We start from the raw sequence: 23,201 nt of genomic DNA on the forward strand, positions 1-23,201 counted from the left end.
CCCTTTATTTCGAACTATTTAACAAACTCTCAAGCCATCTACGGTTCTCATCCTCTGTAGCATCTGTGTTCGCATCACCGGTCGGATCAGCAGACACTTTATCCTGTTTCAGCCAATCAGGAACCGTTACGTTACTCTTTTTATTTCCTTTATTATAAGAACCCGAATTCACCTTTTTGTCTTGCCATTCTTTATATTTCCGTTTTTCATCACGTGCTAATGTCATTGCCTCTATGACCGTTTGAGCTTTTTTTCTAGCCCAATGTGAAGCAATCCGTTCGATCAACCCTTTTGCAAGCTTCATATCATTCTCAGATAGAACGTAATCCAAAAGAACATTCGTAACGCCTGGTGTTAGATTCTGATCAATCATACAATAAGCAACGAGTTTTAAATCCACTTCTGAAGGAGTAGTACCTGAATAATCTTCTAATAATCGATACGGTGACACTTCTTCAAAGTATTTAATAAGTTCTTCTTCTTTTGATTGAGGTTGCATCCCATGAAGAGCCTTTAATGGTACTGGTTGCGTTTTTAACGCTAGAACCGGTAGACCTTCTTCATGTTCAAAGCGATACCATTTCTGAATTTCTTTCCTTAAGCTCTCTGCAGAAATTTCTCCTGTGGAATAATATACGTTCTGAATCTGCTTACTCATATCCATCGGTTGTAACTGATAGATGTATGCCAGCTTATAGATGGCTTCCTTTAATTTTGGAGTGATCACCTCTTTAGGTACGATAAATGATGAAATCTGATTCACCATCGCTTCAAAATCAAAGGTAGATTCACTTAGTACAACTTTCCCATGAATGCCTTTTTCATGTAAAGAGACATCTTTTGGAAGAACGTTTTCGTTAATCTCTGCATAACTCTTTGATGACATTTCAGATGGATGCAAAGAAGTAAACACATCACTGAACGAAGCGGTCACTTCTTTATAATCCGACACATCCGTTTGGGAGATATAAAAGGATTCTCTAACTTCACTAAACTTCGCTTTTCCCAATCGATTAAAGAGATATATACTTAAAAAGCCATCTGTAAAAAACGCGTTTGGCGAGAGCGGGAGTTGAAGCTCATAAATGTACTCCCTGGAACTATCACCGTCTTTTTTAAACGTCTTCAAGAGACCGATCGCTTCTAGCTTCTTTCTTCCCGACAAAATATCTTTTAACGAGAACTGAGTCACGTTCATGAGGTGCTGATGTTTTTGTGTCTGCCGATCCATATTTCCTTCGCACCATAATGTCATGTATAAACTATGTGCAAATGCGCCAACCAACGGCTGATATAGCATGGTAAGAACTTTATGATCTATTTCATGCAACATACCCTTGCACTGGACGGAATACGTATCAACGGGCACAACTTCCTGAAAATGTACCGTCATCGTTTTCACCCTTTGTTAAAAAGTCTTAAAAGTAATGTGGCCGACGGATGTTAGTATCGTCAGCCAGAGTAATTTGTTCTTTTTATTTGGCCGTTTTCTAACAAAGTAGAATACGGATTAAGATTGGAATAAAAAGAGCGTTACAGCAGTCTAAGATACGCTTTAACGCTCCTCCTTGTTAATTAGTTCTTTCAATTCCTGTATAAAAACATTGATATCTTTGAATTGACGATAAACAGAGGCAAATCTTACATAAGCAACCTCATCCGTTTTAGACAGATGTTCCATCACCTGTTCACCAACGGCTGTACTTGAAACTTCAGATGCACCTGAATTCCTCAATTCTTTTTCAATGCTATCCACTATATTTTCAAGCGTTTCCAAGGGGACTGGCCTTTTTTCACAAGCTTTAATAAGCCCTCTAAGGATCTTTTCACGGCTGAACTCTTCTCGTTCCCCGCCCTTTTTAACAATGATAAGCGGTGTTTGTTCTACCGTTTCAAATGTAGTAAATCTATAGCTGCAAGATTCACATTCCCTTCTGCGGCGAATGGATCTTCCGCTATGTACAGGTCTTGAATCAAGCACTTTCGTTCCATTGTGCTGGCAAGTAGGACACCTCATTGTAATCATCCCCAAAAAATTTTCTATTCTCTATCTATCTTAAAGAAAAGGGAGGAATGTGACAAGCTATTCCTACAATTTTTCAGCCATTGATGTCCCTACAAACGTTAGTTTTTCTTTTAAGATCTCATAAATATTTACGATTAGTCTTTGATTGTTGCCAAAATTAAAAGGAAGCGCGGATTCAGTTGAAACGTTCAGATCTACAGCAGTTCGATTTGCTCTAACTGTTACTACGCTAATAACAACAAACGCACTCTTAGGCTGTCTAACTTCAAACGTAACTTCTCCCCTTTCTTCAGAAAAACCTAACTCATCAAAATTTGTGTTTTCCTCAAGGATCTGTTTGATTACTTTCATTACTTCTGGTTTATTAGCTTTAAAATAATGGGTTCTAAGTCTTTCGTCCACATGCTGTTCACTCGTTTCCGCATGATTTTCCATTAGATTTTGAAGTTTTCTAAACATAGTAGTCCTCCAAAGTAATATAATTTGTACCCTATTTTCCCCTATAATAGGTGAAATAAAAAGGCTGTTTTCCTAAACATTGATGCTCTTGTAAGTGTTGATTTCCGTCCCAGGTTGCTCGCTTTCCACGGGGCAGGCGGTGAGCCACATCCGTACGTTTCACTTTTAAGTGTCTCACCTGTCTAGTTTCAGAGGCTAGCCCCTCGAGGTCAGAAGTTAAATGGCCCACAAGGCAAAGTGCGCCTTGATAGCCCATTCACCTTTTGCTGGTCGGGGCTGAACGAACCTCTTCCACTTTTAAGGACTGCCTAGCTATAGAGGTTCTTTGCTCCTGCGTCTACAGGTTGATACTCCGTAGTAAGCTTCCTCGTCGCATGCCTTGCAAGAAGTATCTCATGTGGTAGGCACGCACCTTCCACTCCAATCAACTGTCAAAAGTGACAAGGAGTTAAAAGCAACAATCTTTTAGAAAAGAGCGAATAAAAAAGAGGTGTGATTTCTCACACCTCGCGTACATTCTGTTTTTAATTATTGAGCAGTAACTTTTGATTTGGCAACAGAAATTGGACCCATTCCACGAGGAACTTCCAAGTTTTCGCGCTTCTTAGCGCCAAGTGCCTCAGAAATGTAATCAGCAGCTACGTTAGGATCGATTCGATCTCCACACGTATATACATCAATACTTGCATAACCATGCTCAGGAAAACTGTGAATAGTTAGATGAGATTCAGAAATAATAACAACTCCACTTACTCCATGTGGAGCAAATTTATGAAAAGCAACCTCACGAATTTCTGCACCTGCTTTCAATGCAGCGTCAACGAATGTCTCTTCAATAAATTTCATGTCATTTAGTTTTTCAGAATCACAACCCCATAACTCAGCAATTACGTGTCTTCCCATTGTATCCATTAGCATAGTCCCCCTTTTAAAAATAATCATGCCTTCAAGCATGCGGTATCGAACATCTACCACGGGGGCAAGTTAGTCCAAAGAGGTCCTAACCCTTTAAGTAGCATTCAATGCCTTTGTTTGCTTTATTTGAAGTTCACGAATCATAGTATACTTCTTTTAAAATTTATTTGCAATAACTATGGGCAAATTTTTTTACATCAATTTTATATTGTTTTTTAAGGATAAGAATCCATCGAAACAACCTAATTCGTTAAAACGCAGAAAAGAGCTGATGTGTAATCCAGCTCTCACCATTAAATTATCATAATCGTTTTTTATGATACAGATACATTTTTTTCTTGGACCGGCATATTTAAAGCAACACTTACATGTTTAGCTAGATCTACTACTCGGCATGAATAACCCCATTCATTGTCGTACCAAGCAAGGACCTTTACTTTATTTCCGTCCATCACCATTGTTGATAAGCCGTCTACGATTGAAGAGTTCTCATTTCCATTATAATCGATTGATACTAACGGCAGATCGCTGTAACCTAAGATCCCACGCATTGAACCTTCAGAAGCGGATTGAAAAGCGTGATTGACTTGGTCTTTCGATACAGGAGTCTTCAACTCCACAACAACGTCAACCAATGAAACGTTAGGTGTTGGAACGCGTAGTGCCATTCCATTCAATTTACCTTCTAAATGTGGCAATACTTTTGATATTGCTTTTGCAGCACCTGTAGAAGTTGGAATAATCGAAGTTCCACATGCACGTGCACGTCTTAAGTCTTTATGTGGATTATCAATATTTTTCTGGTCATTCGTATATGCATGCACAGTCGTCATCATGCCAGATTGTACCCCGAACTGATCATCCAGCACTTTAATCACAGGTGCTAAACAGTTCGTTGTGCATGATGCATTAGAAATAATATGGTGTTTAGAAGAAATGTAATCGCTATCATTTACTCCCATAACAATTGTAATGTCTTCATCTTTCCCTGGTGCAGTAATAATTACTTTCTTTGCACCTGCTTCAATATGAAGACCAGCAGATTCTTGTGAAACAAATTTCCCCGTTGCTTCTATAACAATATCAACACCTAACGTTCCCCAAGGTAGTTCACGAGGATCGCGAGAGTTAACTAATTGAACTTTTTTTCCATCAACAAAAAGGGCATCTTCTCCAGCAACAACTTCTCCAGGATACGTCCCATGTATAGAATCGTACTTAACCATATGAGCAAGAGTTTCAGCTGGATAGCTGGCATTAACAGCTACAACCTCAAATTCATCGTTCTCCATCATTTTGCGGAAGACCATTCTTCCGATTCTCCCCAAGCCATTAATTGCAATTTTTGCTTTCATGAAGCTGCTCCTTCCAATGTGTTATACTCTAACTTGTATCTATCTGTAATTAGTATATCATATTAAGGATTGAAAAGAACATACTTTTATTTGAATTAGGCTAAAAAAGGGCGTATAAATAGAAAAACAGACCTTAAATGGTTATCAGGTCTGTTTTTCCGTTTGTTTTAACAATGAAAGCACATTATTTTCTAGCTCTGAAAGAGATCCATTATTCATGATGACTACATCTGCTAATTCCTTTTTTTCATTAATCGGCATCTGTGAATGGATTCTAGACATCGCTTGCTTTTCTGAAAAATGATCACGTTTCATTAATCTTTGAAGTTGTATTTCGGGCGTTGCATATACTAACCATGTACGATCAACCATATGTGTAAGCTTACTCTCAAACAAAAGAGGTATATCCATGACCACTAGAGACTCACCTGAACGTAGATAAGCATCTGCTTGCCTTCTCATTTCTTTTCTAACAGCAGGATGAACAATGTCGTTCAGCATCGTTCTTTTTTCTGAATCATTAAAAATGATTTCTCCTAATCCTGCTCTGTTTATCGTCTTGTCATCATTTAATATTTGTTCACCAAAACAGGCAACGATCTTCTCATACGCTTCTTTCTCTGGCATAACCACTTCTCTTGAAATGATATCAGCATCAACTACAGGAATCCCTTGACTCTTAATGATGTTGCTGACGGTTGATTTTCCTGTTGCGATGCCTCCTGTTAATCCAATAATCACAAGTTATCCTCCAGTGTTACATTTTTAGTAATCCCATTACAATCAGCAAAACTCCTGGCAGGATTGATAATCCCTTCATCCAGTTTGTTTTGTTATAAAGATATAATCCTAGTATCATACCACCCCATAAGAATAAAGCACTCATCATCGCAATTGTAATGGTTGTTAATGAAGGTGACAGGTCTATGAGTGCTGCTCCAATTCCCGCCCCAAAAGCATCAAGCGATAATGCTATTCCAAGCAGTACAGCTTCTAAGCCTGTAATCGAACCAGACTTATCGATATCAGCCATAACTGGTTTCTTCAGAATGTGTATGACAATTCCCAACGATTTAATTTCAAAAAGCACAATGTTCTTAGGTTCTTTTTCCAAGCACTCAACGTTCTCTTTCTCTGGTAAGAAAACCTGCCATAGAGAGTAGATTCCGATTCCTAAAAGAATCAAGCCTCCCAATATCTCACCTGTCTTGTGTGAGATAAATTGTTCTAACGTAAATCCAAGCAACATTGAAAGTAAAAAGGTAACAGCTGAACAAATTGCGATGATTATAATGGAGCGAAAAGGAATTTTAATGGATTTCATTCCATACGTTAATCCGGCTCCAAAACTGTCCAGGCTGACGGCTAGTGCCAGTAATACAAATGAGTAAGCCACCATTGCTCCTGTACTCCTTTCAGTTAACGGTAAACGTAGTATATGAAAGGAGCACAGAAATGGTTTATTTTTGACAAGTCTTACAAATATGAGTTCCTCTACCTGCTACAACTAATCGTTCGATCTCAGTACCACACACGCGACATGCCTCATTCTTTCTGCCATAAACAAATAATTTTAGCTGAAAACCCCCTGTTTCACCAACCGCGTTCGTGTAGGAACGTATCGAGCTTCCACCGTGCTTCACAGACTCAGAAAGAATTTCCGTGATCGCGGTTTTCAACTTTTTTAATCGGGGTAACGTTAGACCATTTGCTGGTGTCTCTGGATGGATTCCAGCCTGAAACAGAACTTCATCAACATAGATGTTGCCTAATCCAGCAAGAAGGGTCTGATCAAGCAATACGGATTTAATGTTGCGTTTTCGATTTGCAAACAGCTTCTTCAAGAGAGGCGCTGTCAAGGAATCTGATAGTGGCTCTATACCTAGAGTTTTTAATGGAGCATGACTTTCTTCTGTTCCTTTTGGATACAGATGCATCGTTCCAAACTTTCTCACATCTCGATATCTTAGTTCAGTTCCATCAGAGAATTGAAAAATGACATGTGTATGCTTATCAGCAGGCTCATCGGTTTGAGATAATCCATATTTCCCTTCCATCCTAAGGTGAGACACTAATACATCTTCATCAAGATGAAAAATTAAAAATTTACCTCTTCGATACACATTTTGAAAGGTTTGACCTTTTAGCTTCAAAATGAATTCTTCCTTACCTGGATGCTTAATAATATTTTCCCAGTATATTTTTACGTCTGTAATCATTTTTCCTGGAAGAAATCGATTCAGTGTGTTTTTAACATTTTCGACTTCAGGTAACTCAGGCATCACTTCACCAACCCTTATTAGAAAAACAGCACCCTGGATCTATCGGATGCTGTTTCTTTATTATTTTGCTTCGAACCAGGAATTTCCCCAATTCACATCTACTTTTAATGGTACATCAAGTTCTACTGCTGATTCCATCACTTCGCAAACAATCTCTTCAAGTTTTTGCAACTCATGTTCTGGTACTTCAAAAATAAGTTCATCATGTACAGTGAGCAGCATTTTTGCTTCTAGTTTCTCATCTGTTAAACGCTGATCCATATCAACCATCGCTTTTTTAATGATATCTGCGGCAGTTCCTTGAATCGGCGTATTCATAGCTGTTCTCTCCGCGAAACTACGCAGGTTAAAGTTTCTGCTATTTATTTCAGGCAGATAACGTCGTCTATGAAGCAGAGTTGAAACAAAACCATTATGTTTTGCTTCAGAAACACTGTCCTTCATGTACTGCTGAACACCAGGGAAACTATCCAAATAGGACGCTATAAATTCCCCGGCTTCTTTCCTCGTGATACCGAGGCTTTGCGATAAGCCATAGTCACTGATTCCGTATACGATACCAAAGTTAACAGCTTTAGCGTGTCTTCTCATTTCAGATGTAACTTCGCTTTCTTCTACATGAAAAACGTCCATGGCGGTTTTTGTATGAACATCCATTTCCGTCTTAAATGCTTCCATCAAGTTTTCATCTTGAGAGATATGAGCCAATACGCGCAGTTCGATCTGTGAATAATCCGCCGCAAGAATTTTCCAGCCAGGCTGTGATGCAACAAATGCATGTCTGATCTTTCTTCCAGCTTCTAAACGAATCGGGATGTTTTGAAGGTTTGGATCGATAGAGCTCAGCCTTCCTGTTTGGGCAAGAACCTGGTTGAAGCGCGTATGAATCTTACCCGTATCTTCTTTTACTACTTTTAAAAGACCTTCAATATAAGTAGATCTTAACTTACCGAGCTGACGATAGATAAGGATCTTGTTAATGATCTCATGCTTGCCTTCTAACTTCTCTAATACATCAACAGAAGTTGAGTAACCCGTCTTGGTTTTCTTAACAGGAGGCAGGTTCAACTTCTCAAATAATATTTCACCCAATTGTTTAGGTGAGTTAATATTAAACGATACTCCAGCAAGTTCGTGAATATCTTTTTCAAGTGAAGTTAACTGTATATCTAAGTCAGCCCCCATTTTTTGCAGAGTATCTGATTTTACCTTTACGCCAAACTCTTCCATCTTGGCTAATACTAAAGCTAGTGGCATCTCTAACTGATAGAACAGATCACTTTGTTCATTTTCTTTTAACTTCTCATCTAGTAATTCACTCAATTGAAAAACAGTATGAGCTTTTCTACAAAGATGTTCAGCAAGAACAGCTTCATCTTCTGGCAGCTTTTTCTTAGCACCTTTTCCATATACAGCTTCATTTACGTCTACATTAGACTTTCCATACTGCTTCGCAACATCTGCTACTTCATCTAAGTTTTCAGAAGGATTAAGCAGATACGAAGCGAGCTGAATATCAAATTCAATACCATTCAACACGATTCCTTGCCCATGTAAGGCAACGTGTGCTCTCTTGGCATCAAACATTCTCTTCTTTTGATTCTCATCTTGCAGCCATTCCTGAAATTCTTCTGATTGATCAGCAAGACTTGAAGGAATATAAAATGTTCCAGCATCATTACTTACAGCAAAACCATGAATTTTCGCTTTATGATAATCCTCAGTAAGCGTTTCTACAATAAGAGATGAAGGGCTTTTTAACATATCAGCTTCAATCTTATTTACCGTTTTGAAAGTGAGCTCTTCTTTTTCTTCGTCCTGAAGAATTTCTTCATCGCCACCCAATCGTTCGAGCAATGAATTGAATCCTAATTCTTTGAAAAGAGGAAATACAGAAGACGTTTCATAACCATCGTAATTCGTCTCTTCTAGACTGATATCAATAGGAGCTTCTTTCGTTATCGTAGCAAGCTCTTTACTCATGATGGCTTGCTCTTTATTCTCCGTTAACCGTTCTTTTAGCTTAGCACCTGAGATCTCATCAATTGAATCTAGAACTTTTTCAATCGTGCCATATTGTTTGATCAATTTAATCGCAGTCTTTTCTCCAACACCAGGTACTCCTGGAATATTGTCGGAAGGGTCTCCCATAAGCCCCTTCATATCAATGATTTGATGGGGTGTAATTCCATACCGCTCGTTCACTTGTTCTACGGTATATGCCTCAACCTCAGTGATTCCTTTTCTAGTCAACACCACTTCGACATCAGGCGTAACGAGTTGAAGTAAGTCTTTATCACCCGTAAATACTTTCACATCCCAGTTTCCATCTGCAGCATAAGAAGCAAGTGTTCCAATAATGTCATCTGCTTCATAATTTTCAAGCTCATAACGCTTGATTTTAAATGCATCTAACAACTGTCTGATAAACGGAAACTGCTCTGATAATTCCGGCGGGGTTTTCTGACGTCCACCTTTATATTCACCAAAAGTCTTATGGCGGAATGTTGTTTTCCCGGCATCAAAAGCAACGAGGATATGTGTAGGCTTCTCGTCTTCTAAAATCTTTAATAGCATTTGTGTGAAACCGTACACAGCGTTTGTATAAACACCTTTATCGTTGTTTAAAAGAGGTAGAGCAAAAAAAGCTCTGTATGCAATACTGTTTCCATCAATAAGTACTAATTTATTTGTTTTTGCCAAGTCCGTAACCTCCTGATGACATTTCTTCTATCATCTATTGTATCACGATGACAACCAGAAACAAAAAAGTAGGAACAGAGGAGCTCTTGGCCATAAAAAAGGCGAGAATCCATGATGGACTCTCGCTAAGGGGGTACTGAAAAAGGATACTTTAATCATAAGATAAAACTGTTAACTAAAGAAAACAAAGGTGTAAAAGAATTGTAAATCTTACAACTCAAACTTCTTCGGAAACAGAATCGTAAATTGAGAGCCTTCACCTGGCTTACTCTGAACTTCAATTGTTCCGTGATGAGCTTCTACAAGATGCTTTACGATTGCGAGCCCTAATCCAGTTCCTCCTGAATTTCTGCTTCTGGCTTTATCTACACGGTAAAACCGTTCGAATATTCGAGGAATCTCACTTTCCTTGATGCCGATTCCTGTATCTTTGATCAGCAACTTCACATGGTCTTTCAGTTCTTCCACCATTACATCTACACGACCACCAGCAGGCGTGTACGTTAAGCTGTTCGATACAAGGTTGATGATGATTTGTTTCAGGCGAGGTGAATCTCCATCCATGACCGTTTCGCCTGTAACATCAATGGATAGAACAATCCCTTTCTTTTCAGCTTTTGGCAGAAGAATCTCAAAGGTCTCGTTTACTAAAGTCCCAAGATCAATAGATTGCGTTTCTAGGTGAAAACCTTGTTCACTTTTAGAAAGATCTAATAAGTCTTGGATAAGCGCCTGTAGTCGATCACTTTCGTTTAACATGATCGTTAGAAATTTATTCCTAAACTCTTCATTTTCACCTGCACCGTCTAATAAAGTCTCAGCAAACCCTTTTAAAGAAGTAATCGGCGTTTTAAGTTCATGTGATACATTTGCCACAAAATCTTTTCTTACTTGCTCAAGTTTCTTAAGCTCAGTAATATCGTGAAAAACAAGCACGATGCCTTTAAGCTTACCTCTTGCGTTCATGACAGGCGCACTATAGACATCGAAATGTTTTGTATCAATGTGAATAGGAATAACCGTGTTTCTTCTTACTTTTTTTTCAGTTAAATACGTTTCTTTCACAATATCCTTGATGGATGTGTAAGGAAACACTTCATAAAAGAGATGACCCGTCCAATAATCTGCATGTTCTTTAAACAGTTCTTTGAACGTTTTGTTTACTAAGTTGATATAGCCATTTTTATCAATAAGAATAAGTCCGCTTCCCATGTTTTCAATCAATGTTATCAATCGGTCGTGCTGTGCTTCTTGTGACTTTGTCATCTTCTCTAAGTTTCGTGCTAACACGTTTAAGGAATAGTTTAGCTCTCCAATATCTTCCCCAAAGTATTCATATGTTCTGGCTTTAAAGTTTCCTTTAGCAAGCTCTTTTGCAGTCTGAGTAGCCTCATCTACAGGTCTAACAATCTTATGAATCACTTTAAGAGATACGTAAAGAATAATGATAAAACAGATAAGGAAACCGATCGACATCATGATCCAAATCGATCTCTCTTCCGATTCCGCTGCACCTTCTGGAATTACGACCTGAATATACCCCGACTCGTCTCTCTTTTTTAACGTATAGTACAATTTTCCATTTTTATTCTTTTGAGCTAGTTTATCACTTTTCGGTACACTCTCTTTTTTAAATAGAGACATATTTCTTGGACTATTCGGGTCAGATGTATATTTCACGTTCCAATCTGAATCTAGAACATAGATTTCACCATCAAGATCTTTAGAAGCCGTTCTTAATAAACTTCTGATTACTAGCTGTGATTTCTCTGTCTTGAGGACTTGTTCGATCAAGCTTAATTCACCTTTATAGAAAGCTTCCCGTTTATCTTTCACACTATGATGAACAATGTTCCCCATAATTAGAGCTAATAAAATAAAAACCAATAAAATACCGAGCAGGAAAAAAGTTAGTACTCGGTTCTTAAAATCATGCATTATTGAGGCTCCTCTAGCTTATAACCTAATCCCCTTATGGTTTTAATATAAATTGGCTTACGTGTATTATTCTCGATTTTCTCTCTTAGATGACTGATATGAACATCAACAATTCGTGTGTCACCTACAAAATCATAGTTCCAAACTGCAGAAAGCAGCTGTTCCCTTGATAGAACACGACTCTTATGTCTAGCAAGATAAACGAGTAGTTCAAATTCTTTTGGTGTAAGTTCTAGTGCTTTTTCCTTGAAATATGCTTCATAGTTTTCTGGATAAATATCTACTTCACCAATCTTAAGGTGTTCTACTTCTTCTTTTTTCTTTTCTGATTCTGTATTAACTGATGTTGACCTGCGGAGGATTGCCTTCACCCTTGCAACCACCTCTCTTGGACTGAACGGTTTCGTCATATAATCATCCGCGCCCAACTCAAGGCCTAACACTTTATCAAACTCATCATCCTTAGCCGTTAACATGAGAATAGGAATATTTAATTTTCTTAGACGGAGTTCTTTACATACTTCTATTCCATCCATTTCCGGCAGCATAAGGTCTAATATGATTAGATTAGGTTCTTCACTTTCCGCTTTTTCTAATCCACTCTTGCCATCCATTGCCGTAACTACTTGAAATCCTGCTTGTTCTAAGTTAAATTGCAACAATGTTGAGATCGAAATTTCATCTTCTACTACGAGTAACTTTTGGCTCATCATATTCCCACCTTTTTACGACTTGTACAAATTCATCATACTATTTTTTTTATAGTGTGTACAAAAATCGCAAAATTTTCATAGTGGCTTTACATATCCTTAATATTTCTTTTACATTTGAAGGGATTTTTTGTATTTTTTGTTTGAATAAGGCGTTTTATAAAAAATAAACCTTTCATATGAAAGGTTTAGAAATTTTCCATTGTATTAGATGTGATGGATTTTGGAGCATATGGAGGACAAACTTGCAAAGTGCTCTTCAAAACTTCAATGCCCTCCTCATTTTCCGCTCTAACGATCATATGAACAATATGCTTATCTCTATTCACTTCAGTAATTTCAAATAAAAAAGTTAATTTGGAATAATGATAAACGGGTTTAATAAATGTGAAACTAGACTCTACGATAGAGCTTCCTGGACCTGGTAAATATTTGGATACAGCCGATGTCACCATTCCCATCAACATAATCTGAGGAACGACTGGCTTTTTATAAGGTGTCAATGTTGCGTAATCGTGTTGGATGAATAGTGGGTTATTGTCGTTTGTTAAACCTAAATACAAAAGAAGATCTTTATCTTCTATCGTTTCTTGCATCTCTAGTTTTTCCCCAGCTTGAATCTCATCTATTTTTCTTCCAAGTTTTCGTTTTTTTCCGATCAGCATTTAATGACCCCCTCTTGATGATAACGCTTTCATAAATAATAGGAGAAAAGATTCGGGGATTTGCCCGAATCTCTCACACGTTTATGCTAATACTTTCATAACTGATTTAACAGATTCAGCTGATTGATCAAGCGCAGCTTTCTCTTCTGCTGTTAGCTCAAGTTCAATGATTTCTTCTAGACCGCCACCGCCAAGTATCGTTGGAACGCCGAGACAAATACCATCGTAACCATATTCACCCTCTAAAAAGGCGATTGAAGGAAGCACTCTACGTTGGTCTTTAACGATTGCTTCTACCATCTCAACTAAAGAAGCGGCTGGTGCATAATAAGCAGATCCGTTACCTAAAAGATTAACGATTTCCCCTCCACCTTTACGTGTGCGCTCAACAATAGCATCTAAACGCTCTTTAGAGATTAATTTTTCTAAAGGAATCCCACCTGCGTAAGAGTAACGCACAAGTGGCACCATGTCGTCTCCGTGACCACCAAGAACAAAACCAGTAACATCTTTTACAGATACGTTAAGCTCCATAGCAACAAACGTACGGAAACGTGCTGTATCGAGTATTCCGGATTGTCCGATTACACGGCTTTTCGGAAAACCTGATTCTTTTAATACCGTGTAAGTCATGGCATCGACTGGATTTGTTAAAACGATAATCGTGCAATCTGGAGAATGTTTAACGATCTCCTTCGTTACGCTCTTCATAATTCCAGCGTTTGTGTTTACAAGATCATCACGACTCATACCTGGCTTACGAGCAATTCCCGCGGTTATAACAACTACATCAGATTCTGCCGTGTCTGCATAATCGCTCGTCCCAGTAATCGATGCATCAAAACCTTGAACAGGACTTGCTTCCATCATGTCAAGCGCCTTACCTTTAGTAGGGTTTTCCATTTGAGGAATATCAACTAATACTACATCCCCAACTTCTTTTTGTCCTAAGATAAAAGCCGTTGTCGCTCCTGTAAATCCTCCACCAATAACCGAAATCTTTTTTCGTTTGTTAGCCATGTCTTTCCCTCCAGGAACAGTTTAAAAAAACATAAAATATGTTGAGAAGACCCCTTATTAAAAGGGGTCAGTTAGATTACATGTTTTTGATTAGTTCGTCAGCAAACTCAGAACATTTAACTTCTGTAGCGCCGTCCATCAAACGTGCAAAGTCGTAAGTTACAACTTTACTTGCGATTGTGTTTTCCATAGAAGAAAGTACTAATTTAGCAGCTTCTCCCCACCCTAGATGTTCAAGCATCAACACACCTGAAAGAATAACAGATGATGGGTTTACTTTATCAAGACCAGCGTATTTTGGAGCAGTACCATGAGTTGCTTCAAAGATTGCATGTCCTGTTTCGTAGTTGATGTTTGCACCTGGTGCGATACCGATACCACCAACTTGTGCAGCAAGAGCATCAGAGATGTAATCTCCATTTAAGTTCATCGTTGCTACTACATCAAACTCAGCTGGACGAGTTAAGATTTGTTGTAAGAAGATATCAGCGATAGAGTCCTTAACAATGATCTTACCTGCTGCTTCAGCATCTGCTTGAGCTTTGTTTGCAGCATCTTTTCCGCTTTCTTCAACAATGCGGTCATACTGAGCCCATGTGAATACTTTATCACCAAACTCAGCTTCAGCTAACTCATAACCCCAGTTCTTGAAAGCACCCTCTGTATACTTCATGATGTTTCCTTTATGAACAAGCGTTACACTCTTACGTCCTTCGTTGATCGCATACTGAATAGCTGCACGAACTAGACGTTGAGTACCTTCTGAAGAAACAGGCTTAATACCGATACCTGAAGTTTCAGGGAAACGGATTTTGTTAGCACCCATCTCATCTTGTAGGAACTGAATCAATTTTTTAACTTCATCAGATCCACTTGCATACTCGATACCAGCATAAATATCTTCTGTATTCTCACGGAAAATAACCATGTTTGTATCTTCAGGGCGTTTTACTGGTGAAGGCACACCTTTGAAGTATTGAACTGGACGAAGACAAGTAAATAGATCTAACTCTTGTCTTAGTGCAACGTTTAAAGAACGGATTCCTCCGCCTACTGGCGTTGTTAATGGTCCTTTAATCGCAATTATGTAATCGCGAATCACATCAAGTGTTTCTGCAGGAAGCCACTCACCTGTTTGGTTAAACGCTTTTTCTCCTGCTAAAACTTCTTTCCATACGATCTTTTTCTCACCGTTATATGCTTTTTCAACAGCAGCTTCTAAAACACGTGAAGCGGCAGCCCAAATATCAGGACCAGTACCGTCACCCTCAATGAAAGGGATCACCGGTTGATTTGGTACGTTTAATACACCATTGTCGACTGTAATACGTTCTCCGTTAGACATTTCTAAATTCCTCCTAATTCTTGTATTGCATGTACTATACTAGTCTACTAAAAAACATAGGGAAAAGAGAAGAAGAATCCCTTCTCTTTTTAAGATATAACCTATCGTTTTTATATTATCTTTGTTCTAAAGCAACATATTGCTGCATGTCAGGTCCGATATATTCAGCACGAGGGCGAATTAAACGGTTGTTTTCGTATTGTTCTAAGATATGTGCAATCCAACCCGAAACACGGCTGATCGCGAAGATTGGCGTGAATAGATCATGGTCGATACCTAAGCTGTGGTAAACACTAGCAGAATAGAAGTCTACGTTCGGCAACAAGCCCTTTTTCTGCTTAAGCGTCTCATCAATCTTAACGCTCATCGTGTACCATTTCTCTTCACCTGTGATAGATGTTAGCTGTTTAGACATTTCACGCAAGTGTTTTGCACGTGGATCGCCGTTCTTGTATACACGGTGACCGAAGCCCATAATCTTTTGTTTGTTCTCAATCGCGTTATCTAAATAAGATTCTACGTTTGCTTCCTCGCCAATCTCAGAAAGCATCTTCATTACTTGTTCGTTTGCTCCACCATGAAGTGGTCCTTTTAAAGCACCGATCGCTGCTGTGATTCCTGAATAGATATCAGAAAGTGTTGCAACACATACACGTGCAGTGAACGTGGATGCATTTAGCTCATGGTCAGCATGTAATACTAATGCTTTGTTAAAAGCAGTTTCAGAAATTTCATCAGGCTCTTTGCCTGTAAGCATATATAGGAAGTTAGCTGCATAGCTAAGTTCTTTTTTAGGAGCAATAGGATCTTTTCCTTCCCTAATACGTGCAAATGCCGTTACAAGTGATGACATCTGTGCTTGAAGACGGATGGCTTTTTTGTAGTTTCCATCTGTAGACATATCCTCTGCTTCTGGATCATACATCGCTAATGTTGACACGATTGTACGCAATACAGTCATAGGATGTGTATTCTTCAAAGGAAGCGATTTCATTTGTTCCAACAATTCTGCAGGCAGCTCACTAGCCTCAGCAAGTTCTGATTTAAATGATTCTAATTCAGATTGGGAAGGTAGTTTACCATTCCATAGCAAGTATACAACTTCCTCAAAAGTTGCATGTTCAGCTAAGTCATCAATGCTATATCCTCTATAGGTTAATACATCGTCAATGATAGAGCTGACAGAAGATGTCGTTGCAACAATTCCTTCTAATCCTCTTGTAGCTGTCATGGCTATCTCTCCTTTTTTTCTGTTATTCTCTCTTCTCCTTTAATTGTTTCACTTTTTAAAAAATAGAAAGAGCTTACATTTCCCTTTTATTAAAAAAGTTGGATTCAAGGTTACATTCCCAACTTTTTTAATCTCAAAACTGAGACTTGAAAAATGAAAGACTATTTAAAGGAAATGGGACATACACATCAATTATAAACAATAATCTGATATTTGTGAACGGATATCACTTATTTCGTGCGGAAAGCGTCATGAACCCGAAAACATTCCAACTACTTTCATAGCCATATAAGCGATTCCTGCCCCGATTAACGGTCCTACAGCCACTCCTTGAAAAAGAGCTACAGCAAGGATCGTTCCAAAGACTAATGCTGCCGTAATATGAGGATCATTCTGAAGCAGGTGAAGTCCTTTACTTGCGATCACCGCTACGAAAATTCCAGATAATAGAGCAACCCACGCATAATAAGAACGCAAGGATTCAGACAACTGCTTAAACCCGATCTCACCAGATGCTATCGGAACTAATACGGCAATTGTTATGATTGTCACACCCCAATTGATTCCTTTTTGTTGAATGGCAGGAAACCATTTGTCACCCATGCCGGTAAATTTTAACAACAATAAAATTGCTACCGCGACGATTAATGATTGATTTTTTGCAAGTAAGCCTATGATCAATAACCCGACTAAAAATAGTAATGGTCCCATAGATCTCATTCCTTTCTCACTAAATGATAGGTACGTAAAGGGTGGTGAAAAATTTGTATGCTGAACTGACACATCGTTTGTTGCGCATAGGATTTATTGTATTCCTTGCAATCGTCCTTATTTTCTCTGGCTATTATGTTTCTGCTATTCTTTATCCATTCATAGCAGGCGCGATTATAGCACTGATAATCAACCCTTTTGTAGGCTTTATCGTCAATCGATTCAAAGTAAATAGAGCTCTTGCCGTCATTCTTTCTATATTTGGCCTTTTAGGCGTAATTGTCTTGTTACTAACCTTGCTTATTCAAGAGATGATGACTGGTTTTGCCTATATTGCTCATGAGTTGCCGTCATACATTCAAGAACTGGTCTTTTATTTTGAACGATCATTTAAAACCAATGTTCTTCCTTTATATCAAGATTTGCTCTCTATCTATAGCAAGTTGGGCACGGATCAACAAGAAACCGTAATGGATAATATCGAGAAGATTGGAACCGAGATAACCACAAATGCATCGAGTATGACACAGACCGTGATTAATAGTGTCTCACTAATGATTGTAAGTCTTCCAACATTTTTAACGGTATTTATTTTTTCTCTCCTCGCTGCCTTTTTTATAAGTAAAGATTGGTACCGTTTAACAGGGTTTCTTAACGCAATCTTTCCTGAAAAGTTAATCCATACCGTCACAACCGTGTATGTAGAGCTGAGAAAAGCTTTATTCGGTTTTTTAAAAGCACAGTTAACCTTAATTTCCATAACAGCATGCATCGTCTTAGTTGGTCTCTTGTTGATGCGAATTGACTATGCAGTTACCATATCTGTATTGATCGGAGCGATCGACCTGCTCCCATACCTTGGAACAGGCGCTGTTTTTCTTCCGTGGATCGCTTATTGCTTCTTAACGGGAAATTATACGCTCACGATCGGACTATCCATTTTGTACGGTGTTGTTGTTATTCAACGACAGATCATGGAACCAAAGCTTCTGTCAAAAACGATCGGACTTGACCCACTCGCGACTTTAGTTTCTCTATTTGCTGGATTCCAGCTTCTAGGGTTTATTGGTCTTATCGTAGGACCTGTTATCCTAGTTGTAATTCGTGCGCTTTATGAAGCAAGGTTCTTTCATGAGATCTATCAATTTGTTATGAAGCCTGTACACAAATAAAAAGAACGAATGCTGAAACTGAGCATCGTTCTTTTTGTTATGTTTTCGTATTCATTAGTGCTTCTGAAAGTAGTTGATTTCCATTACAGGTTGCTCGCTTTCCGCGGGGCAGGCGGTGAGCCCCTTGCCGCTTTGCGCCCTTAAGTGTCTCACCTGACCGCTTGTCCCGCAGGAGTCTCGCACCTTTCACTCCAATCAACGTTCAAAGAAGAGTAAATAAACAGACTTAAAAGCAAAAATCTTAGTAACTAGTAAGTGACTCTACCTTCTTTTTATGAAGTAAAACTGTCCTGATTGCATCTTTTGAAAAATCTTTGCCTTCATCCACATCTTCACTGGTTTTCTTAGTGGAGGGATAAGTAAGACTAAACCTAGAAAGTCAGTTAAAAATCCAGGTGCTAAGAGTAATGCACCACCGACTAGAATACATGCCCCATCAAGGACTGCCTCTCCTGGCATCTGTCCGCTCTCGAGCTGCATCTTCACGCGTTGGAGTGTCTGTAATCCCTCTTTTTTTGCTAGATAAGCACCTAATATACCTGTGAAAAATAATCCAGCAATCGTTGCCGGAATTCCTATATATTGTCCAGCCAAGATAAACAGAGCTACCTCGATGGCAGGAATAATAATAAAAATGGGTAATAGCTTACGGAACACTTAAACCACCGCTTTCGTTAAACAAGTAATAGGGAGATTAAGCCTATTCCATTTTTTACGAATCAAAAAAGAGAAGGTTTCATCCTTCTCTTTTTGTACACGTACAATTAGATAACGTTCTTTCTTCCGTCATAGATATAACCAACAGAAGCATCGATCGTAATCTCTTGTCCATCTTTAAAGATTTCAGTTGCATTTTGTAAACCAACGATAACCGGAATACTTAGTGATACTCCACATACAGCAGCATGGCTTGTTAGTCCGCCTTCTTCTGTAATAACAGCAGATGCTTTTTCAAATGCACCAATCATATCACGGTCCGTTCCTACTGTTACAAGAATTGCACCTTCCGTCATCTTTTCCATCGCTTCTTGAGCTGTTTTTGCTACTACTACTTTTCCTGAAGCTGATGATTGTCCGATACCTTGAGCTTTAGCAAGTACATCACCAATAATGTGGACCTTCATTAAGTTTGTAGATCCTGATTCACCTACCGGTACACCCGCTGTGATCACAACAAGGTTTCCGTGTTGAACAGCTTCTGCTTTAAGCGCTGAATCAATTGCAATCTGGAACATTTCATCTGTTGTTCCAGCTTTTTCACCTTTTACTGGTGTTACTCCCCAAACAAGTGCAAGCTTACGGCAAACATCTTCGTTACTTGTTACAGCTATAATTGGAGCTTTTGGACGATACTTCGAAATCATACGAGCTGTTTGTCCTTTTTCAGTAGCGGTAATAACAGCATCTGCATCAAGGTTAAGAGCCGTAAAGGATACAGATTGAGAAATTGCATCAGTGATTGTCGTTTTGCTCTCTTTGCTTCTCGAAGATAATAATGTTTTATAGTTCAAAGAACTTTCAGCACGGCTAGCAATCTTATGCATGGTAAGAACCGCTTCAACTGGGTAGTTACCAGCAGCTGTTTCACCTGATAGCATGATCGCATCTGTTCCGTCAAAGATCGCGTTTGCTACGTCACTCGCTTCAGCACGTGTAGGACGCGGGTTACGTTGCATAGAATCTAACATTTGAGTTGCCGTAATAACTGGCTTCCCAAGCTCGTTACACTTCTTGATTAGCATCTTCTGTACAAGAGGTACTTCTTCCGCTGGGATTTCAACACCAAGGTCACCACGCGCTACCATAAGACCATCAGAAACAGCAAGAATCTCATCAATGTTGTCTACACCTTCTTGGTTCTCGATCTTCGGGATGATTTGAATATGGTTTGCATTGTGTCGATCTAAGATCTCACGAATTTCCAGAACATCTGTTGCACGACGTACGAAAGATGCGGCAATAAAATCTACACCTTGCTCAATTCCAAACTCGATATCTTTTGCATCTTTGTCTGTGATACCAGGAAGTTTCACGCTTACGTTAGGTACGTTTACACCTTTTTTGTTCTTTAATGTACCAGAGTTTAAGATTTTTGTAGTTAATTCTTTCTCGCCGACCGCTGTTACTTCAAGTTCGATCAGTCCGTCATCAAGAAGGATTCTTGATCCTACATGTACGTCTTCAACAAGGCCTGGATACGTAACAGAGATCTTTTTGTCGTTACCAACTACTTCTTCCATAGAAACGATCAATTCATTTCCGGCTACTAGTTCAGCAACTCCACCTTCAAGCGTTTGTGTGCGGATTTCTGGTCCTTTTGTATCTAAAAGGATCGCAACTGTTTTTCCAAGCTCTTTAGATGCCTCACGAATGTTGATGATTCGTTGACCATGCTCATCAAAGTCACCGTGTGAGAAATTTAGGCGGGAAACGTTCATCCCAGCATTCATCAATTCTTTTAACTTATCAATACTTTCGCTTGCCGGACCTATCGTACAAACGATTTTAGTTTTGCGCATCATGTAAATGGCCTCCTGATTTTCTTTTTTCGCAGAAAGGCATCGTAAGGCTTCTGCAGTCAAACTGCAGCCGTACGATGCATTAAGCTGATTATATAGATAATTCTTGTGATAATTTATACATTTGTCTATCTATCGAATGTTTTCTAGATAATACTTCTGTAATGTCATAATCAACAAGTTTGTTATTTTCAATACCTACTGTACGCCCAGCTTTGCCTTCTAATAAGAGTTCAACCGCTTGCGCACCTAGACGGCTTGCTAGTACACGATCAAAAGCTGTAGGGGAACCACCACGTTGAATGTGACCCAAAACAGTAACCCTTGTTTCGAAGTCTGTAAGCCTTTCGATCTCTTTAGCCACATCAACGCCGCTTCCACAACCTTCAGCCACAATAATGATACTGTGTTTCTTACCGCGCTCGTGTCCTCTTTGTAGCTTTTGTACAACCTGATCCATCTTGTGATCTTCTTCAGGAATAAGGATCGTCTCAGCACCATCTGCAAGGCCTGCCCATAGAGCCAAGTCACCAGCGTCACGTCCCATAACTTCAATGATATATGTACGCTCATGTGAAGTTGCCGTGTCACGAATCTTATCGATCGCATCGATAATCGTGTTTAATGCTGTATCAAAACCAATTGTAAAATCTGTACCAGGAATGTCGTTGTCAATCGTACCAGGTACACCAATCGTTGGATAACCTTGTTCAGACAATTTCTTAGCACCTTGGAAAGAGCCGTCTCCACCAATAACGACTAATCCTTCAATACCGAATTTTTTTAACTGCTCGATACCTTTTTGTTGTCCTTCTGGTGTTTTGAACTCTAAACAACGTGCTGAATGGAGCATTGTGCCCCCACGATGTATAATATCTCCAACAGATCCTAATTCTAGTTTCTTAATATTCCCTGAAATTAGTCCTGCATAACCATTGTATATCCCATAAACTTCTAAGTCATGGTAGATCCCTTTTCGAACAACCGCCCGAATCGCAGCGTTCATGCCTGGTGAATCGCCACCACTTGTTAGAACTCCTATGCGCTTCATGAAACATTTCACCTCTCTAGTTCTCTCGTCTTATTAAAATATCATGTTCAAATGTTGAACACAATAGACAACAATAGGCAAAAAAATGCGCCTTTCTACAAGCAGAAAGGCACATTCCTTATTTAACAACAATGGAATCGTTTACAAACCCAAATTGTCCGATTTTTTTATATTTTTCATAGCGTTGATTTATGAGCTCTTCTTCAGACATGGATAGAAGAGAATCTAAAGAGGTTTCCAAAACCTGGTCGATCAATTCTGCTTGTTGCTTAGCATCTTTATGTGCTCCGCCCTTAACTTCTTCAATAATCTCATCTATAATTCCTAATTCTTTTAAGTCTGGAGCAGTTATTCTCATAGACTCCGCTGCTTTTTTGGCCATGGAAGCATCTTTCCAAAGAATGGCTGCAGCACCTTCTGGAGAGATAACAGAATATGTGGAGTTCTCTAACATGTGTACATAATTTCCTACACCTAAAGCTAAAGCTCCACCACTTCCACCTTCTCCAATCACAACACAAATAACAGGAACAGTTAACCCAGCCATCTCAACTAGGTTACGTGCAATCGCCTCACTCTGTCCTCTTTCCTCAGCTGCTTTTCCAGGATATGCTCCTTTTGTATCAATAAAACAGATAATAGGTCTATTAAATTTCTCCGCTTGTTTCATTAAGCGAAGTGCCTTACGATAGCCTTCTGGGTGCGGCATACCGAAGTTACGACGAAGGTTTTCTTTCGTATCCTTCCCTCTTTGGTGTCCGATGATCGTAATAGGAAGACCCTTATAAAAAGCTACTCCTCCAACGATCGCTTCATCGTCACCAAAGAGGCGGTCTCCATGTAATTCAATGAAATCCGTAAAAAGATAGTTAATATAATCAAGGGTAGTTGGGCGTTCAGCATGTCTGGCAATTTGAACACGATCCCAAGGCTTCATCTCTGAATACGTACTGTTTTCAAGGTTAGCCAATTTTTCTTCTAGCCTTTTGATCTCGTCTGTTAAATCAATATCTTTCTCATTCATAAATGACTTAAGCTCTGCTATCTTTTTTTCTAGTTCGTGTATCGGTCTTTCAAATTCTAGTTCCGCCGCCATGCC

Annotated in this window: 21 protein-coding genes; 1 reads left to right on the forward strand and 20 read right to left on the reverse strand. The window is 39.0% G+C overall.

The window, feature by feature from the left end:
• Positions 1 to 4: 4 nt before the first annotated feature.
• From I5J82_RS11675 to I5J82_RS11750, 16 genes are all read right to left on the reverse strand, one after another.
• Positions 5 to 1,393, reverse strand: a complete 1,389-nt coding sequence (locus I5J82_RS11675) for a replication initiation and membrane attachment family protein (RefSeq protein WP_198767982.1) — start codon at positions 1,391 to 1,393, stop codon at positions 5 to 7.
• A 162-nt stretch (positions 1,394 to 1,555) separates the two neighbouring features.
• On the reverse strand, positions 1,556 to 2,017 hold the full coding sequence (gene nrdR / locus I5J82_RS11680) for a transcriptional regulator NrdR (RefSeq protein WP_066396742.1): 462 nt from the start codon (positions 2,015 to 2,017) through the stop codon (positions 1,556 to 1,558).
• 72 nt (positions 2,018 to 2,089) lie between these two features.
• Complete coding sequence (locus tag I5J82_RS11685; protein ID WP_198767983.1) at positions 2,090 to 2,485, reverse strand: cytosolic protein; 396 nt, start codon at positions 2,483 to 2,485, stop codon at positions 2,090 to 2,092.
• A 528-nt stretch (positions 2,486 to 3,013) separates the two neighbouring features.
• A complete protein-coding gene (speD, locus tag I5J82_RS11690) occupies positions 3,014 to 3,397 on the reverse strand; it encodes an adenosylmethionine decarboxylase (RefSeq protein WP_066396744.1) in 384 nt (127 codons plus the stop codon).
• Positions 3,398 to 3,714: 317 nt separating this feature from the next.
• The gene (locus I5J82_RS11695) at positions 3,715 to 4,755 is read right to left on the reverse strand and encodes a glyceraldehyde-3-phosphate dehydrogenase (RefSeq protein WP_198767984.1); all 1,041 of its coding nucleotides are present in this window, start codon (positions 4,753 to 4,755) and stop codon (positions 3,715 to 3,717) included.
• Positions 4,756 to 4,899: 144 nt separating this feature from the next.
• Positions 4,900 to 5,496, reverse strand: coding sequence for a dephospho-CoA kinase (coaE, locus tag I5J82_RS11700; RefSeq protein ID WP_198767985.1), 597 nt, complete (start codon positions 5,494 to 5,496; stop codon positions 4,900 to 4,902).
• Between the two features lie 16 nt (positions 5,497 to 5,512).
• Entirely contained in the window at positions 5,513 to 6,154 is a 642-nt protein-coding gene (ytaF, locus tag I5J82_RS11705; protein ID WP_198767986.1) for a sporulation membrane protein YtaF, read from the reverse strand.
• Between the two features lie 61 nt (positions 6,155 to 6,215).
• Positions 6,216 to 7,037, reverse strand: a complete 822-nt coding sequence (gene mutM / locus I5J82_RS11710; RefSeq protein ID WP_198768998.1) for a DNA-formamidopyrimidine glycosylase — start codon at positions 7,035 to 7,037, stop codon at positions 6,216 to 6,218.
• A gap of 60 nt (positions 7,038 to 7,097) precedes the next feature.
• A complete protein-coding gene (gene polA / locus I5J82_RS11715) occupies positions 7,098 to 9,740 on the reverse strand; it encodes a DNA polymerase I (RefSeq protein WP_198767987.1) in 2,643 nt (880 codons plus the stop codon).
• A gap of 210 nt (positions 9,741 to 9,950) precedes the next feature.
• Complete coding sequence (gene pnpS, locus I5J82_RS11720; protein ID WP_198767988.1) at positions 9,951 to 11,678, reverse strand: two-component system histidine kinase PnpS; 1,728 nt, start codon at positions 11,676 to 11,678, stop codon at positions 9,951 to 9,953.
• Complete coding sequence (locus tag I5J82_RS11725) at positions 11,678 to 12,388, reverse strand: response regulator transcription factor (RefSeq protein WP_144698665.1); 711 nt, start codon at positions 12,386 to 12,388, stop codon at positions 11,678 to 11,680. Before I5J82_RS11725 ends, pnpS begins: the two co-directional genes overlap by 1 nt.
• A 188-nt stretch (positions 12,389 to 12,576) precedes the next feature.
• Complete coding sequence (locus I5J82_RS11730; RefSeq protein WP_198767989.1) at positions 12,577 to 13,053, reverse strand: MaoC family dehydratase; 477 nt, start codon at positions 13,051 to 13,053, stop codon at positions 12,577 to 12,579.
• Positions 13,054 to 13,134: 81 nt separating this feature from the next.
• On the reverse strand, positions 13,135 to 14,073 hold the full coding sequence (mdh, locus tag I5J82_RS11735; RefSeq protein WP_066396759.1) for a malate dehydrogenase: 939 nt from the start codon (positions 14,071 to 14,073) through the stop codon (positions 13,135 to 13,137).
• A 76-nt stretch (positions 14,074 to 14,149) separates the two neighbouring features.
• Entirely contained in the window at positions 14,150 to 15,418 is a 1,269-nt protein-coding gene (icd, locus tag I5J82_RS11740; protein ID WP_066396762.1) for an NADP-dependent isocitrate dehydrogenase, read from the reverse strand.
• Positions 15,419 to 15,533: 115 nt separating this feature from the next.
• The gene (citZ, locus tag I5J82_RS11745) at positions 15,534 to 16,649 is read right to left on the reverse strand and encodes a citrate synthase (RefSeq protein ID WP_198767990.1); all 1,116 of its coding nucleotides are present in this window, start codon (positions 16,647 to 16,649) and stop codon (positions 15,534 to 15,536) included.
• Positions 16,650 to 16,898: 249 nt separating this feature from the next.
• A complete protein-coding gene (locus I5J82_RS11750; RefSeq protein WP_198767991.1) occupies positions 16,899 to 17,360 on the reverse strand; it encodes a DUF441 domain-containing protein in 462 nt (153 codons plus the stop codon).
• A gap of 53 nt (positions 17,361 to 17,413) precedes the next feature.
• On the opposite strand from I5J82_RS11750, the gene ytvI reads away from it, so the two are divergent.
• Positions 17,414 to 18,532, forward strand: a complete 1,119-nt coding sequence (ytvI, locus tag I5J82_RS11755) for a sporulation integral membrane protein YtvI (RefSeq protein ID WP_233096468.1) — start codon at positions 17,414 to 17,416, stop codon at positions 18,530 to 18,532.
• Positions 18,533 to 18,793: 261 nt separating this feature from the next.
• Here the strand turns inward: ytvI and I5J82_RS11760 are convergent, their stop codons facing one another.
• The 4 genes from I5J82_RS11760 to accA form a co-directional block, all read right to left on the reverse strand.
• Entirely contained in the window at positions 18,794 to 19,189 is a 396-nt protein-coding gene (locus I5J82_RS11760) for an FxsA family protein (protein WP_198767992.1), read from the reverse strand.
• Between the two features lie 107 nt (positions 19,190 to 19,296).
• A complete protein-coding gene (gene pyk / locus I5J82_RS11765) occupies positions 19,297 to 21,051 on the reverse strand; it encodes a pyruvate kinase (RefSeq protein ID WP_198769000.1) in 1,755 nt (584 codons plus the stop codon).
• A gap of 91 nt (positions 21,052 to 21,142) precedes the next feature.
• A complete protein-coding gene (gene pfkA, locus I5J82_RS11770; protein ID WP_137788670.1) occupies positions 21,143 to 22,102 on the reverse strand; it encodes a 6-phosphofructokinase in 960 nt (319 codons plus the stop codon).
• Between the two features lie 118 nt (positions 22,103 to 22,220).
• The gene (gene accA / locus I5J82_RS11775; RefSeq protein WP_198767993.1) at positions 22,221 to 23,198 is read right to left on the reverse strand and encodes an acetyl-CoA carboxylase carboxyl transferase subunit alpha; all 978 of its coding nucleotides are present in this window, start codon (positions 23,196 to 23,198) and stop codon (positions 22,221 to 22,223) included.
• Positions 23,199 to 23,201 lie beyond the last annotated feature (3 nt).

This window comes from Fictibacillus halophilus (genome assembly GCF_016401385.1).
In the GTDB taxonomy this organism is placed as follows: domain Bacteria; phylum Bacillota; class Bacilli; order Bacillales; family Fictibacillaceae; genus Fictibacillus; species Fictibacillus halophilus.